Annotated in this window: 13 protein-coding genes; 6 read left to right on the top strand and 7 right to left on the bottom strand. The window is 62.1% G+C overall.

Annotated elements, in window-relative coordinates; genetic code table 11:
• Positions 1-127: 127 nt before the first annotated feature.
• From DPM12_RS20845 to DPM12_RS20835, 3 genes are all read right to left on the bottom strand, one after another.
• A complete protein-coding gene (locus DPM12_RS20845) occupies positions 128-565 on the bottom strand; it encodes a YdeI/OmpD-associated family protein (protein ID WP_112260283.1) in 438 nt (145 codons plus the stop codon).
• Positions 566-634: 69 nt separating this feature from the next.
• Positions 635-2467, bottom strand: a complete 1833-nt coding sequence (locus tag DPM12_RS20840; RefSeq protein ID WP_211659197.1) for an endonuclease/exonuclease/phosphatase family protein — start codon at positions 2465-2467, stop codon at positions 635-637.
• Positions 2468-2552: 85 nt separating this feature from the next.
• Positions 2553-3971 (bottom strand): NDP-hexose 2,3-dehydratase family protein, encoded by a 1419-nt coding sequence (locus DPM12_RS20835; protein ID WP_112260281.1) that lies wholly within the window; start codon positions 3969-3971, stop codon positions 2553-2555.
• A 299-nt stretch (positions 3972-4270) separates the two neighbouring features.
• On the opposite strand from DPM12_RS20835, the gene DPM12_RS20830 reads away from it, so the two are divergent.
• A complete protein-coding gene (locus DPM12_RS20830) occupies positions 4271-5587 on the top strand; it encodes an activator-dependent family glycosyltransferase (RefSeq protein ID WP_112260280.1) in 1317 nt (438 codons plus the stop codon).
• A 111-nt stretch (positions 5588-5698) separates the two neighbouring features.
• Here the strand turns inward: DPM12_RS20830 and DPM12_RS20825 are convergent, their stop codons facing one another.
• The gene (locus DPM12_RS20825; RefSeq protein ID WP_112260279.1) at positions 5699-6847 is read right to left on the bottom strand and encodes a glycosyltransferase; all 1149 of its coding nucleotides are present in this window, start codon (positions 6845-6847) and stop codon (positions 5699-5701) included.
• A gap of 383 nt (positions 6848-7230) precedes the next feature.
• Here DPM12_RS20825 and DPM12_RS20820 point away from each other — a divergent pair, with 383 nt between their 5' ends.
• On the top strand, positions 7231-8130 hold the full coding sequence (locus tag DPM12_RS20820) for a putative sugar O-methyltransferase (protein WP_112260278.1): 900 nt from the start codon (positions 7231-7233) through the stop codon (positions 8128-8130).
• A 106-nt stretch (positions 8131-8236) separates the two neighbouring features.
• Here the strand turns inward: DPM12_RS20820 and DPM12_RS20815 are convergent, their stop codons facing one another.
• The 3 genes from DPM12_RS20815 to DPM12_RS20805 form a co-directional block, all read right to left on the bottom strand.
• A complete protein-coding gene (locus DPM12_RS20815; RefSeq protein ID WP_112260277.1) occupies positions 8237-9229 on the bottom strand; it encodes an NAD-dependent epimerase/dehydratase family protein in 993 nt (330 codons plus the stop codon).
• The gene (locus DPM12_RS20810) at positions 9226-10572 is read right to left on the bottom strand and encodes a nucleotide sugar dehydrogenase (protein WP_112260276.1); all 1347 of its coding nucleotides are present in this window, start codon (positions 10570-10572) and stop codon (positions 9226-9228) included. Before DPM12_RS20810 ends, DPM12_RS20815 begins: the two co-directional genes overlap by 4 nt.
• Before the next feature lie 102 nt (positions 10573-10674).
• Positions 10675-11238, bottom strand: a complete 564-nt coding sequence (locus tag DPM12_RS20805) for an NUDIX hydrolase (protein ID WP_112260275.1) — start codon at positions 11236-11238, stop codon at positions 10675-10677.
• Positions 11239-11620: 382 nt separating this feature from the next.
• Here DPM12_RS20805 and DPM12_RS20800 point away from each other — a divergent pair, with 382 nt between their 5' ends.
• The 4 genes from DPM12_RS20800 to DPM12_RS20785 are packed head-to-tail and all read left to right on the top strand — an operon-like array spanning position 11621 to position 15095.
• Positions 11621-12640 carry an SDR family oxidoreductase gene (locus DPM12_RS20800; RefSeq protein ID WP_211659195.1) on the top strand — a complete coding sequence of 340 codons (1020 nt, stop codon included), beginning with the start codon at positions 11621-11623 and terminating at the stop codon, positions 12638-12640.
• A complete protein-coding gene (locus tag DPM12_RS20795; protein WP_112260273.1) occupies positions 12627-13352 on the top strand; it encodes a class I SAM-dependent methyltransferase in 726 nt (241 codons plus the stop codon). The genes DPM12_RS20800 and DPM12_RS20795 overlap by 14 nt, the downstream gene beginning before the upstream one ends.
• Positions 13349-14458, top strand: coding sequence for a DegT/DnrJ/EryC1/StrS family aminotransferase (locus DPM12_RS20790; RefSeq protein WP_112260272.1), 1110 nt, complete (start codon positions 13349-13351; stop codon positions 14456-14458). Before DPM12_RS20795 ends, DPM12_RS20790 begins: the two co-directional genes overlap by 4 nt.
• A gap of 25 nt (positions 14459-14483) precedes the next feature.
• Positions 14484-15095: a dTDP-4-dehydrorhamnose 3,5-epimerase family protein gene (locus DPM12_RS20785; protein ID WP_112260271.1), complete on the top strand. Its 612-nt coding sequence runs from the start codon at positions 14484-14486 to the stop codon at positions 15093-15095.
• The last annotated feature ends 172 nt before the right edge of the window (positions 15096-15267 follow it).

Below are 15267 nucleotides of genomic sequence, written 5' to 3'. Positions count from 1 at the left end.
GTTCTGGTTTCCGTGGCTGCTCGTTCCACTTCATCGGCGACTCCCGTGAGGAGGTCGATGAGGTGATGCAGGCCGCAGCGGCCGCCGGCGGCACTGTGGTCCGGGAGGCGGCCGCCGCCCAGGCCGGCTACTCGCCGCGCAGCGTTGCCAAGGCCTTCTCGATTCGCCGCGTCCGTGTCTCGGGTTTCTTTGCTTTCTCGATGTCCAGCACGTGCTCGCGCTTGCGGCTGTGGGACAGCTGGTCGTATGCGGCGCGGGCGACCGGGTCCGCATCGAGAGCGCGGGCGAAGTCCGCGGGCTCGTCCACGGTCGGGGGCTCGGTATCGAGCTCCACCTCCACCTCGACTTCGTCGCCGGTCGTGACGCCGGCAGCCTGCCGGTTGGCTTTGCTGAGACCGATCAGGTAACGGCCACGCATGATGGCAATCCTGCTCTTCCACGAGTGTCCGTTGATCGTGATGGTTATCCTCGGCCGCTTGCCACCGCCGAGTGCGTCCACAACCTCTTCGGGAACTTCTAACCCCCGCATGGGTTCGGGAGGCTCTACGTGGGTTCGAAATTTCATGGTCGTCTCTCGCCGTATCGTCAGCTCGTCGCGGGGCCGGGGAGGAAAGGAGGCACCGATAGCTCCTGACTAGCTTAACGTGATACGGACAATGGTGGGGTCGTGGTCGCTGGCCTGGTCGGCATACTCGGCGTTGACATGCACGACGTCGTACTCGTGCGGGCGCACGAAGAGCTTTGTGCTCAGCAGAATGTGATCGAGTACGTGCGAGTTGCCGTCGAATACGTGCGTGTAGCGTTCCGGCAGCGGGAGCCGCGCGGACAGGTTCCACAGCCTGGTGTCGTCGGTGAGCGCACGCAGCGGTGGCGACCACGGGTAGTCGTTGAGCTGGCCTGCCACCACCACGTGCGCATCCCGGTCGATGGCCCGGATCTGCTGTACGAAATCGGCGACGACAGTCGCCTGTGCGACGCGCTGGTCCTCGGTGACGAGCGCGGGCGGCTGGAAGCGGCCGAACAGCGGCTGGTCGCACGTGTCGTGACAGCCGTATCGTCTCGCGTGCAGGCCCTTGGAGCGCCAATCGTTGGCCACGACAATGAGCCGCTCGCCGCGCCACGTGAACTCTCCGGCCAACGGCTTGCGGTTGTCGACGAACGCGGCATTTCCCGGGTCGATGCGGCCCGGGCTCAACGTCAGCCGGGCCTGCCCATCGACGTTTGTCACGCCGGTGGGTGTGGTCGCGTCGCCGCCTGGCCGGTCGACGAAGTTCAGGCCGCGATCCGTACGGAACAGGAAACCGACCCGGACGTTGCCGCTGACCCAGCCGCCGTCGGCCTTGTCCTGCGGGTCGATCGCGCGCCACTCGTACGCCGGACCGCCCGCTGCCTCGATGGCAGCCACCAGCTTGGCAACCGTCTGGTCGGCAGCCACCGTGCCGTCGTCGGTACTGCCGCTGTTGTCCTGGAGCTCGTCCACGTTTATCAAGTCGGGTGACTTGAGGTTGTTCACGATCAATCCGGCCAGCTGGTCGAACTTGGCCTGCGGGCTGGTAGCGGCCAGGTTCTCCACGTTCAACGTGGCGATCGACAGCTCGTCCTGCTTCGGCGCCCGGGTTGTCTCGCGTGCGGGGCCGTCCGCCACCCGGACTGCTGGCTCGGTGATGAGGAGCTTGTAGTTGCCGATGCTGTAGTCGAGCACCCCGGTCACGGGGTCGACGAAGTGGTCGCCGACGTTGACGTCGGGCGTGTCGGCAAGCCTGTTGCTCAGAATGAGCCGCTCGGGATTGAAGTCGTGCGGCCGGACGGCGACACCGCCGCGCCGGGTTCGTACGCTGGCGCCCGCGCCGTCGCGAGCCAGCACCGGGACGTCGCCGAAGGAGTCGGTCGGGCCGACGGCCACCGCGTCATCGATCTCGAGCCGCATCCCCTCGAGCGACTCCCAGAAGTCGAGCCCGTCCGTGACGGGTTCAAATACGTCTGACGTCTCGACGTCGCCGGGCGCGTTGTCTTTGATCGTCCTTCGTGGCGGCCAGCGATCCTTGCCGATGACCGTCACGGGCAGAGAGTTGTCGCTGGAGACAACCGTCAACGTGGGACTGGTGATCTCCGTGCGGGTGAGATTCGTCGCGATGTCGTCCGGGCGGAACTCTGACACCGTGCCGGTCACGGTGACCGCATCCCCGGTAGCGACCGTCGGCTGGGCGTCGGTGCGAACGAACAGGCCCTCGGCCGTCGCCCGGTTCCTGTCCGGTTGCGGATCCTCGAACCAGAAGCCATCGGACGCCGTCGCCGTGACGACCCCGGGTACCTGTGCGACCTGCTGGCCGTTCAGCGGCGAGATGTGCGCCGCCCCCTGAATGTCATGGATGCGCACCGTGCTGTCGGCTCCGGCCGGCGAAGCGGTGAGACCAGCCCCGGCGAGTGCTGCGGCGAATGCAGCAATGAGAACACGTCTGCCCCCCACAATGACCCCCATTCGGTATGACTTGGGATGAATTTAGATGATCTTTGAAGAATGCGGTGATTTATACACGGACCAGCGAGCGGCGTCAATGTAGGGGATCGCCGGCGCTTGGCTCGTGTCGGGACATGTCGATGTCGGCCGTACGCGTGTTGAGGACGGCGAGCAAGGTCCGAGCCTGGACATTCACGTAGTGGCTGTGTCCGGCCAGCCAGCTGAGTTGGCCCGGTGTGATCCAGTGGTAGCCCGGCGGGGCCTTGGCCGGAGTTGTCTCCTCGTCGGTCTCGACGATCATGTAACGGCTCTCGGCGTTGCGGAACCGGCCGCCCTCCTCGGAGTGAACTGCCGCATAGCGGATACGGGACGGCGCGGCATCCAGCATCACGTCGAGAAAGAGTGGGTGGTCCGCTGTCGGCAGATGGGCATAGTTCGTCGGAGCGCACTGAACTGTCGGCCCGAGCTCAGCGGTGTCGAGTAGTCCGCCCTCGACACGGGCGTGTACGAGGACGTGCGGCACACCGTCGAAGGTTCGATAGGCAAAGCCGACGATGCCGGGACCAACGGGTTCCAGCAGCGGCTGTGTCCAGCTGGAAACCTCACGGTTGTCAGCTTGCTCCACGGCGACGGCGACCACTCGGAAGAACTTGTGGTCCACATGCTGGATGGCATGGGTTCCGCGGAACCAGCCCTCCGCTTGCCGCAAAGGTATGCGTCGGGCCCGGACGTCGTGGCCCGCTCGTTGCTCAGTGAACCAGGACAGCACGTCGTTGTCAGATGACAGTGCCCGCCGTTCGGGATACGTCACTGGTGCGCTGGCCAGCACGGTGCGCGCGTCCATATTCACCACGTTGTCCTGGTGAAGCAACGCGCCGAGCTGGCCGAGTGTGAACCAGCGGAAGTCATCGTGGACGGGCACGTCCCCGTCCACTTCGACGATCATGTTTCGGTTGCGCTTGTGGTAGAACCACGCGCCGTGCTCGGACTGCAGAACGTCAGTAAGTACTTGCTCCCGGTCGCAGTTGAGGAAGTATTCCAGGTATCTCACTGCTGACCCGCCGTGTGCCTTCGTGTAGTTGCTGTGTGTGGCCTGGACGGTCGGGGAGAGCTGCACCAGGTCGGGACTGCCGGGCTCCATCTTCGCCTGCATGAGGAAATGCAGTGTCTCATCGAACTCCTTGGCCAAAATGCCGAGGATGGCGATCTCCGGTTGCACGATGATCGGCTGTTGCCATTCCGTACTTGGCCGGACGACGTGCAGGCCCTCGACGGAAAAGAATCGCCCGCTGTCGTGCTTCAGGTTTCCGGTATCCGTCGTGAACGACCAGCCGTCGAGCTGCGCGAATGGGATCGGCCGTACTCGGGCCGAACATGCCCGCCTGCGGGCGGCTAGCCAGTCCGATATGTCGGAGGTCGCAATGTCCGCGCCCTCGGTCGCTGCTGCGGAACGTGCTAGTCGTTCCTTGGTGGCGGCATCAAAGCGTGGTCTCAGCAGTGTGCGAGCGGTCACGGACGATCACCATGCATTCTGAAACATGTGTCTACACCGTTCCTGTGAGGGCGGTGGGATGCGGCCATCTCAGGGTAATGACACTTGCCTATTCGTGGCATCGTTCAAATTGAACACTCAGCAGTGACTTTGTTGGCTGTTTCGTGTCGAGCGTCAGGTGTTCAGGTGTATCGGTTGGGATCTGCTGCTGCATGGCAATGTGAAAGAAAATTCGCGGGAGTTGCCGACGAAGATGAAGGCGGGAAAGGTGGAAACATCACCCGCGAATTCGCCTAACCCCAAGTCGAGGGAGGTCTGCCGTGCGTGTCCTCATCGTGACATTTCCATGGAAGACGCATTTGTACAATCTGGTTCCGCTGGCGTGGTCGCTGCGTACGGCTGGACACGAGGTGCGTGTGGCCAGCGAGCCGGAGTTGATTGACGCCATCACCGGGGCTGGGCTGACGGCCGTGGGCGTTGGTTCGGGAGAGACCATGCCGGAGCGAGTGAGGCGAGCCTGGCGGGAAGGAACGCTGCCTCCACTCGCGGAAGCGCCACCGCTGGGGGAGCCCGCTCCGCTGTTTGACATACGACCTGATCGGGAGCGGCTGAGCTGGCAGCAGCTCACGAGGCTCTACGACACGCTCGTGATTCCGCGGGCATGGCTGTGCAACGACACGATGATGGACGACCTGGTCGGACTGTGCCGGGAGTGGCGGCCCGATCTGGTGCTTTGGAACGCGGTGACCTTTGCGGGGTCGGTGGCCGCTGCCGCAGTGGGAGCAGTGCATGCTCGAGTGTTGTATTCGGTCGATGTCTACACCCGCATGCGGGAGGATTACCTTCATGCCAAGGCGCTGCGTCCGCCGGAGGAACGCGTTGACGGGCTGCGCGACTGGCTGTCCGGCTGTGCCGGAAAGTACGGCTGCGAATTCTCTGAAGAACTGGTGAACGGGCAATTCACGATCGATCCGCTTCCGGAGTCGTTCCGGCTCGACCACCAGCTGGTGACATTTCCCATGCAGTACGTTCCGTACAACGGGCCGGCTATCGTGCCGCCATGGCTCGGGGAGCGGCTGCAGGTTCCGCGCGTCCTGATGACCTTCGGCGTCTCGATGAACGACTGGCCGGAACTGTACGTGTTGTCCGTCGAACGCGTGCAGGAGATCCTCGACGCGGTGGGCGATCTGGAGATGGAGTTGGTTTTGACGCTTCCGGCCGACGTCCAGCGACGGCTACACCGGGTTCCGGACAACACTCGCCTCGTGGAGTTCGTCCCCCTCGCTGCCATCCTGCCGACCTGCGCTGCCGTCGTGCATCACGGTGGGGCAGGCTCGTTCGGATGCGCCGTGCGTTATGGCGTCCCCCAGTTGATGATCAGCCAGGCGTTGGACGCTCCGCTCAAGTTCCAGTACCTCGAACGGAGCGGTGCCGGAATCTCGATCAATCCGGCTGACGTGGACGGGCCGCGGGTTCGCGCCGGACTCGTGCGCCTGCTTGACGATCCCTCTTTCCAGGCGAACGCCGATCGGCTGCGAGAGGAGGTGCTCAGCATGCCGAGCCCCAATGAGCTGGTTCAGAGCCTCGAAGATCTGGTTGCCGACGCTGCCCCTAGTGCCGTGTCCGCGGCGCAGTGATGGAGGGGAGTTTCCGATATTCACGTTCGTGCCGGTTGGCGGCAAGTCCGTCAACCGGCACGATTCAGCCATCTGGAACGTGCCAGCGCTGCGATGGTACGGACGAGCAGCTTACACGGGAGCCAGCGTTGTGAGTGTGCGCACGACCTCCGAGGGCGTCGGAAGCGTGGCTACTTCGTTGGCGAGGGCTCGCGCTTGTCGGGCGTATTGAGGCTTGGAGAGGATCTCGCGGCTGCCTGCCGCGATTGCCTCCGCCGATTTCGGATCGACTCCTTGCTGCTGCGGTTCCATGGTCGCGCCGACACTGGAGAGAGTCTGCGCGATGGCCTGAGCCCGTACCGACTCGGGTATGATCAACTGCGGCACTCCGGCGGACAGAATGGTCATGACGGTGGCCCCGCCTCCGTGATTCACCGCGAGATCACATGTCGGGGCCACCACATCCAGCGGAATCCAGCCAATGTGGACATCGCTGAGGTCCGTGCCGAACTCGTCGGCAGCCTCCCCGGGCGCCGCGATCAACACCTCGGCTCCCGCCATGGCGAGCTGATCCACAAGATATCGCATGGAGCCACCGGACGTATTGAGCATGAGGGAGCGGGTTCCCGAGGTGATCAGTACCCGGCGGCGCCCTTCGGGGCGGGTGTACATCCAAGGCTCGAGGCGGCGTTGACGATTGCCTGAGATCCAGCGCATGGGTTGTGCATCGAGGGCGTACGACGATTTTAGCGACGGTGGACAGACGTCGAGGAACAGGGCGGGAACGGGCAGTCCGTCGAGTCCCAGGCGTTTCAGCTCGGGCCGGAGTTCCTCCTCGGCTCCGATGTCGTGATCCGTGGTCGGGACGATGTCCGAGGACTGGCGGACGTAGGGGACGTTGAGATGGGTGGCGAGTAAACCCGCGACATAGGTCATCGAGCCACCGACGACGACATCGGGTGGCCATTTCTTCGCCAGATCCAGCAGTGCGTCCAGCCCAGCGGAGGCCATCCTGCCGAACCCCCGGCCAACACCTTGCATACTCTTCCGCGGATCCCGGGAACCCTTCCGGGCATTCTTCGGGCGACCGGCCCTGATGAAATCTCCGATCGACTCGGTCTTGAACGTAACTACCGGAACTCCGATAGCTTCCGCGGCCCCGCTCTGCTGTTCGTTGACCGCCAGAAGGACCTCGTGTCCAGCATTTCGTACAGACGTGGCGAGGGGCGCTACCGCGAAGACGCTGGCTTCGCTGCCGACTGCGATAAACAAGAATTTCATAGCAATTCCGGTGCTTTCTCATGAGACGGTCGTTTCCGCGAGACGCGGGGTATGACGAACGCTTGCTAGGTCCTCGGAATGTGAACGAAGGCATACCAATTCGTATGTGTGATCATCGTTTCGCAGCCACTTTTCCATGTCAATTCAGAGCGGAGATAGGTGTTCGACTGGAGTTCTCGCGCAGTTGAACACCGTCCAAGCTGGGCATGATCTGCCCAATCGTGCGTGTCAACTCGGCCATCATGCGGGCGAACCGGGTCAGGCAGCTACGGAAACGTTCGGTAGCGGGCACCGCAATGGGGAAGATGTGCCGAGGTCCGTGAGGGTGCAATGCTTTCTGGGTGACGCGGTTGCCTGCCCGCTCGACGTAAAGGAATGCTGCGATGACTCACAAATATCAGGCTAGCCGACAATGGGAGTTGATCAACAGGTACTGGGTCACTGATGAAGCGGCCCTTGATATCACGAATTTCAAATCCGGTCGCCCGAATCATAAGATCGCGCTGTGGAACCCAGAGTCGAACGGCGTCAGATATCTAAAGACGTTGATATATAACTTGGCATCGGGGTTAGGGCCAGCCGACTGGGACCGGATTCGGCGTACATCGAACCGGGACTTCGGAAATCCCATCGAAGTGCGTTGGAAGGGCGAGAGAATTTGCCTGGATTATTTGCAAGCAGCCCTAGAGGTGGGGTTCGTCGAGAAGAATGTCGACCTGCATGGAGCTAGCGTACTCGAGATCGGTGCTGGCTACGGCCGTACGTGTCACGCGCTGCTGTCGAACCATGACATATCCACCTACTGCATTGTTGACCTGGATACCACCATGCAACTGAGTAAGAAATATCTGCGGGCCGTCCTGGACGACGCGCAGTTCGCGAAGCTACGTTTCGTGAGCGTGGATGACGTGGACACCAGGTTGAACTCAACACGATTTGATCTCTGTATTAACATCGACTCGTTTGCTGAAATGGATCCGAACACGGTGCGAGGCTACCTCGTCCTGATCGATCAGCGGTGCACGTCCTTCTACGTGAAGAATCCAGTCGGAAAGTACTGGGACAGCAGCCTGGACGGCCATGCTGAGCGCGCCGACGTTGTTGTGTCCGCGCTGGAATCCGGCCTGCTCAGGCAGGTGGTGGACATCCACGATAGCGAAGCGGTGAAGGCGGCGGTTCCCGAGTTCATCTCGGCTTACCGGCCAGGTGATAGATGGAGTTGTGCTGCTGACGCGTGGGCTGCACCGTGGAGTTTCTACTGGCAGGCCCTGTATAAGAAATAGGGGCCGGAAGCGACTGCCGTTCTTGGTGCCCACGCTGTGCTGCGGGGCGGCGAGGGCCGGTTTCACCGGTGCCGGCCTCAGTGGCGACGCAGGTGGCGGGCCCGGGTCAGGCGATGCCACTATCCGGCAAGGCGAGCCACCAGGGATTGTTGCGTGCCCACGCGATGGTTGCGGCGATACCGTCGCGCAGGGTCGTCGTGCATTGCCAGTCGAGGACGTTGCGTGCCTTGGTGTTGTCGGGAATCCGGCGGGCAAGATCTTCGTAGGACGTTCCGACCCTGGCCCGCGTATCCGCGGAAACGATCTCCGCGTCCGAGCCAGTCAACGTCGCGATCAGGCCGACAGCTTCGCGGACAGTTGTCTCCACCATGCAGCCGATGTTGAAGACCTCACCGGATGCCTCCGGGCTCGCCGCGGCCAACGTGGTTCCTTCCACGGCATCTTCCACATAGGTAAAGCACCGTGTCTGCTGGCCTTCGTCGTACACCACCATGGACCGTCCGTTGAGTGCGCGGTGAATCGAACGGCTGATGATGTACGCGGGACGTTGCCGAGGGCCGTACACGTTGAAGTATCGGATAATCGTCGCGTCGATGTCGTGCTGACGAGCGAAGGCGAACGTGAGATGTTCGGCCAATGCCTTGCTGGACGAATAAACCCACCGGTCCGCGAAGGTGGGACCAAGAACTCGATCGCCGTCTTCTGGCCACGGAACGGTCGGATTCTTGCCGAAGATCTCGCTGGTACTGGCAAGTATCACTTTAGCGCCCGAGCGGGAAGCCAGCTCCAGTACATTTCGACTGCCGGAGAACGTCGTGTCGATCACATCGAGGGGTTGGGCAAGATACTGGTCGACGCCGACGACCGCAGCCATATGGTAGATCACGTCCACGTCGGCGGTAATCGCCTCGGCAAGCCGCTCCTTGTCGCGAATGTCGCCCTTGACATATTCGGCATTTTCCCGGGCGAGCGCGTGGTGCTCGGGTGGCGGCGCGCCGTCGAAGATCGTCACCCTGTCGCCCCGTGTGATGAGCCTTTCGACCAGATGGCTGCCGATGAAGCCGCAACCACCGGTCACCACCGCACGAGACCCGCTCACCGCCCGACACCCCGATAGCGATAGCCCATCTCGTGCAGTGAGGCGATCTTCTCTTTCGAATAATGAGCCCGCCCGTCGACGATCAGACATGACATCGCGACCGGCAGCATGGTGAAGTCGATGTTCTCGAACTCCCGGTGCAAGGCAAGTATGGCGATGCAGTCCGCGTCCCGGACCGTTTCGTGCAAGGTCACCGACGGCCTGATGCCGAACGTTTCCTCCGCTTGCCCGACGTCCACGAGCGGGTCGAAGATCCGCACCTCGGCGACAACCTTTGCCAGCTCTGCGACAGTCTGCTGCGTCGGTGTTGCTCGCAGATCCCCCGTGTTGTTCTTGAATGCCAGGCCCAATACGGCGATCGTCGCTTCGGCAGGGTCCTTGCCGAGGTTCGCCAGCTCGTCGACCACGAGCTGTGCGGTGTACTCCGGCATGCCGGAGTTGACCTCGCGGCTGGTGGACACGGTACGAATCTCCAGGCCGTGCTCGCGAGCCGAACGCCACACCATCCACGGATCCTTGGTGAGGCACAACCCCCCGACACCGACGCTGGGCAACAGGATATTGACGTTGCCACTGCCCTTGGTGATCGTGTTGGCTGCGGCGATCACATCCATCACGTCCACTTCGAACAGCGCGCAAAACTTGGCCAGCTCGTTGGCGAGCGCGACATTGAGGTCGATCCACCAGTTGTTGGCCAGCTTGACGATTTCCGCGGATTCGAGCGAGTTCAGCCTGATCGTTTCGACGTCCAAGGCGCGGCGCCAGAACTCTTCAGCATCCCGCGCACTGTCGGCGTCCAACCCGCCCACCACGATCGGCAGCGTGCGCAGCTCGTGCAGTGCAGTACCCTCGGCGAGTCGTTCAGGTGCGAAGGCGAGCCCGAAATGCCGGCCGCCGACCAATCCGCTGTGTTCGAGCATGGGAAGCACGAGCGACCGCGTTGTGCCGGGCGGTACAGTGCTCTTGACCATGACCAACTGCCCCTCGCGCAGATGGCGGCTCAGTTCCAGACACGCGCCACGTAGTTGCTCGTCTGCGAGAGCACCGTCGTCGTGAATCGGCGTGCCAACTGTCATCAGTACGACATCGGCCGTGCCGACCTCGGCGTAGTCAGATTGTGCCCGGATTCGACCGGACGCAATACCCCCGATGAGCAGCCTGGTCAACTCGGGCTCGTGGAACCTGCAGTAGTCGTTGTTTAGTTCTTTGATCAATTGCGTATCGGCATCCACCCCGACGATATCAACGCCACGATCGGCCAAAGTCGCAGCGATGCACGAACCGACATAGCCGAGTCCGATGACCGCTACCTTGAGCGGTTGGTACGTGGAAAGGAAACGCATCTGGGGCTCCAATTGAAAGAAAACCGAATCCGTCCGTGTGAACGGTTCGAGTCGATCGGCGTTCGACCGACTGTTCCTTGATCGTGGATCTTTACGTGGGCATCATCTGCAGCCGGAGCGTGCGGTAGCCTCGAGCGTGCGGTCGCGGGAGAGGCGCAGTTGGAGCAGGGCCACGACCGTGGCGCCGCCGACGATCTGGCGTCGCGCGATCAGTTCCGGGACGTCAGCCAACGGGATCCAAGCGATCCGGTCGGACTCGTGCGAATCAACTGAGGGGCCGATGTAGCGGGCGCCTTCCGCCAGAAAGATATGCTGCTCGGCCTCGGCAATGCCGGCCATGGATTGTATATAGGCTAGTTCGGACAGTACGTGCGGCCGCCAGCCGGTTTCCTCCTCGACCTCACGCGCTGCGGCTTGCGCGGGCTGCTCGTCGGCTTCCACGGAACCGCCAGGTATCTCCCAGTTCCAGGTGTCGGTAGTGAACCGGTGCCGCCACAACATGAGTACCTGATTCGAGTTGCCGAGCACTGCTACGGCCACCGACGGGGCGAGCCGGATGAGATGGTGCTCGTAACGTACCCCGTTGGGTATTTCGATGTCCGAGAGGAACAGCTCCATCCACTGACTGCTGTACACCAAGCGCTTCCCGTGCACGGTCCAACGCATCCCGGCTCTCCCTCGTCTGGGCTGTTCCTGTGATGACCGTACGGTCCACAAATCGACGGGGCATCTTCTAAATTGCGTCATCGCCTTGCGCAATGTCAGATCGCTCGAAATGGCGCCGTCGGATAGGTATGTCCGACACGGGTGGTGAGATGTTTCGACTGGCGCCCGGACGCAGTTGAACGCGGTTGAGCTGAGTCTACTGTTGTCCGGTGTCGCCGCATTGCACCGCAATCGCGAAGATGCGCCGACTTCTGCGGGGTGTGATGCTTTGTGGGTGACGCGCTCGGCGCCTCACATGCTTGGCGCCCTCGACGGAGGGGATCTCAATGTGCGTTCTTTCCGTGACATCCGGGGACGATTCTCAGATGGCAGGAGTTGTCTGGTGACCACAACCGAACGCAAACCGGTAGTAAGCGTGCTCGGGGCCTCCGGGTATTTAGGATCCGTTCTGACGGGTTTTCTCGCGAACCTGCCGATCCGGCTGCGTGCTGTGGCCCGCCGACATAGTCCGGTCCCGGAACGATCGTTGGCCGAAATCGAAGTGTGTGCCACGGACCTCACCGATCCTGGCTGCCTGGCCGATGCCGTGGCGGATGCGGATGTGGTCTTCCACCTGTGCAAGCACAGCGGCGGCTGGCGTGACGCCGAGCATGACCCGGACAGCGAGCGGACGAATGTCGGAACAATGCGTGAGCTCGTCGAGACGTTCCGAGTGCGACGACCGGTGGGGGAACCTCCGCTGGTGGTGCTCGCCGCTACGACCTCGCAGGTCGGTCGTCCACCAGATCATCCCTTGAACGGCAGGGAGTCCGACCGCCCCGTCACCGCCTACGATCGGCAGAAGCTTGCCGCTGAGCGGATCTTGAAAGCTGCCAATGACGAGGCTGTGATTCGGGGCGTAAGTCTCCGGCTGCCCACGGTATTCGGTCAGAGCCGGCGGTCAGAGGTTCCTGATCAAGGTGTGATAGCCACGATGGTCCGCCGGGCGCTGGCCGCTGAGCCGTTGACGATGTGGCATGACGGCACCGTCAAGCGTGATCTCGTTTACGTTGAGGACGTAGTCGAGGCATTTCTGGCCGCGATGCGGCGCCCAGACGTCCTGGCCGGCCACCACTGGCTGGTGGGCAGTGGCCGCCAGTATGAGCTGCGCACAGTTTTCGAAGCGGTGGCGGAATCAGTTGCCACGCACAGTGGGAAACCGGCGGTTCCGGTACTGTCCGTGCAACCGCCCCCACATGCACCTGTCATTGACTTCCTGAGCGTGATGATCGACCCCACACCTTTCCGGCTCGCTTCAGGTTGGTGTGCGCGAACGGAGTTGCGAGATGCAGTGGACCGCACCGTAGCTTGCCTGCTCCGCAGCCGCGAAACGACAGGAGAGGAGACACGTGTACGGACGTGATGTGGCCGAGATTCACGACGAGCTCAACGGAAGTCGAGGAAAGGATTATCGGTCGGAAACCGAGTACATCACCAAAGTGATTCGAGGACGGAATCCCCGAGCCCGGTCCTTGCTGGACGTCGGATGCGGGGCGGGCGGGCATCTTGGGTATTTCGTTGAATACTTCGACCAGGTCGAAGGGCTGGAACTCTCGGGGGACATGCTGGCTGTTGCACGAGCCAAGCTGCCCAATTCGCCACTGCATCAGGGCGACATGCGAGCCTTTGATCTCGGCCGCCGGTTCGATGCCATCGTTAGCCTCTTCGGATCGATCGGCCATACCTGGGATGATGACGAACTGCGCGGAACGCTGAATTGCTTCGCGCGCCATCTCGCCGACGGGGGAGTCGTCGTGGTCGAGCCGTGGTGGTTTCTCGAAAAATTCATCAACGGGTACGTGTCAGCTGATGTGGCAAAGAGCGGAGCGCGGACCATGGCAAGAGTTTCGCGCAGTGTGCGCTCCGGTGATGTTTCGACCATGGACGTACATTTTGTGGTCGCTGACGATCAGACAGGTGTTCGACACTTCGCGGAAACGTACAAGCACAAATTGTTCAGTCGCGACCAGTATGAGTCCGCCTTCGTCACTGCCGGCTTCGATGTCGAGTACGTCGAGGAAGTCCAGGGTGGCCGCGGGATCTTCGTCGGTGTCGCGGGGAAGGGGCGATCGTGACCATTCGAGTCTGGAGCTACCTGTCCGAGTACGAGAAGGAGCATGCGGACATCATCGACGCGGTGGAGACCGTGTTCAGCTCCGGCAAGCTTATGCTGAGCGCGAGCGTACGCGGTTTCGAGGAAGAATTCGCCGCCTATCATGGTGTCCCGCACTGCGTCGGCGTGGACAACGGCACAAACGCGATCAAGCTTGGCCTGCAGGCGCTGGGCGTCGGACCCGGTGACGAGGTGATCACCGTGTCGAATACGGCCGCACCGACCGTTGTGGCGATCGACGCGGTGGGCGCCACGCCCGTTTTCGTCGACGTCCGCGCGGACGACTACCTCATGGACGCCGAGCAGGTGGAAGCGGCGATCACCGACCGAACGCGGTGTCTGCTACCGGTTCACTTGTATGGGCAAGCCGTCGACATGCGGCCACTGCGGGAACTCGCGGCCAAGCACAACCTGCTGATCTTGGAGGACTGCGCTCAGGCGCACGGTGCCCGTCATCATGGCACGCTCGTCGGGACGATGGGCGACGCCGCGGCCTATTCCTTCTATCCGACCAAGGTCCTGGGCGCCTACGGCGATGGGGGCGCCACGACGACGTCCGACAGCGAGGTGGCGCGGAAACTGCGCCGGCTGCGGTATTACGGCATGGAAGATCGCTATTACGTGGTAGAGGTGCCGGCGAACAACAGCCGACTCGACGAGGTGCAGGCCGAGATCTTGCGCCGCAAGCTGGGGCGCCTTGACGAGTACATCGCCGATCGGCGCGCCGTCGCGCAACGATACGCGGAGGGGCTGGAGGACACGGATCTTGAGCTCCCGCAGGTGGCGGAGAACAACGAGCACGTGTACTACCTCTACGTGGTACGGCATCCGCGGCGCGATGACATCTTAAGACGGTTGCGCACTTACGACATCGAGCTCAACATCAGCTACCCGTGGCCGGTACACACGATGACGGGATTTGCGCATCTCGGCTACCGACAAGGCTCGCTTCCGGTCACCGAGAAGCTGGCCGGTGAGATCTTTTCGTTGCCGATGTATCCGTCACTGTCAATCGACATCCAGGACAAGACGATCAGCGCACTACGTGAAGTTCTCAAGACGTTGTGAACGCCTCGACTCTGCAGGAGATTAGGTGAAGGCGGAAAAGTTGACGGTTGAAGGTGCGCTGGTGTTCACCCCCACGGTGTTTCCGGACCAGCGTGGATTGTTTGTGTCTCCGTATCAGAAGCATGCCTATGAGCAGGCGCACGGTGGTCCGTTGTTCCCCGTGGCGCAGACGAATCACAGCAGGTCGCGGCGAGGTGTGGTGCGGGGGATCCACTACACGGTCACGCCCCCAGGTACGGCGAAGTACGTCTACTGTGCGGCCGGTGAGGCGATCGACATCGTCGTCGACATCAGGGTGGGATCACCAACCTTTGGTACATGGGATTCGGTGCTCGTGAACTCGGAGGAGTTTCGCGCCGTTTACCTTCCGGTTGGAGTCGGCCACGCCTTTATTTCACTTGTTGACGATACCGTGATGTCATATATGCTTTCCGATTCGTATGTGGCTGAGAACGAGAAGGCTATATCTCCCTTCGATGCGGAATTGGGGCTGCCGATTCCCGACGATATCGAACCGATAATGTCCGAAAGGGACACGGCCGCCGCACCGTTGGCCGAGGTCTTCGCAGCAGGTCTCCTTCCGGACTATGCCCAATGTCAGGTCATCGAGAAGCGGATCAGCGGATCCGTTGACTGATATCGGCTAGCCAGCGTTACCGGCGGGGATCGTGACACGAGGCAGCAGCTCGGCATGCCACGGCTCGGATTCGTGCCGCCGCGTGATTTGCGATCAACGGCAAATCACCACGCGAGGGGCGATGCGAGACTATCTAACGTTGAGTGGTGATCAAGCTTGAAACTCGAGTCGG

Source organism: Phytoactinopolyspora halophila, assembly GCF_003287285.1.
Taxonomy (GTDB): domain Bacteria; phylum Actinomycetota; class Actinomycetes; order Jiangellales; family Jiangellaceae; genus Phytoactinopolyspora_A; species Phytoactinopolyspora_A halophila.
This window is presented reverse-complemented; position numbering and strand designations above follow the sequence as displayed.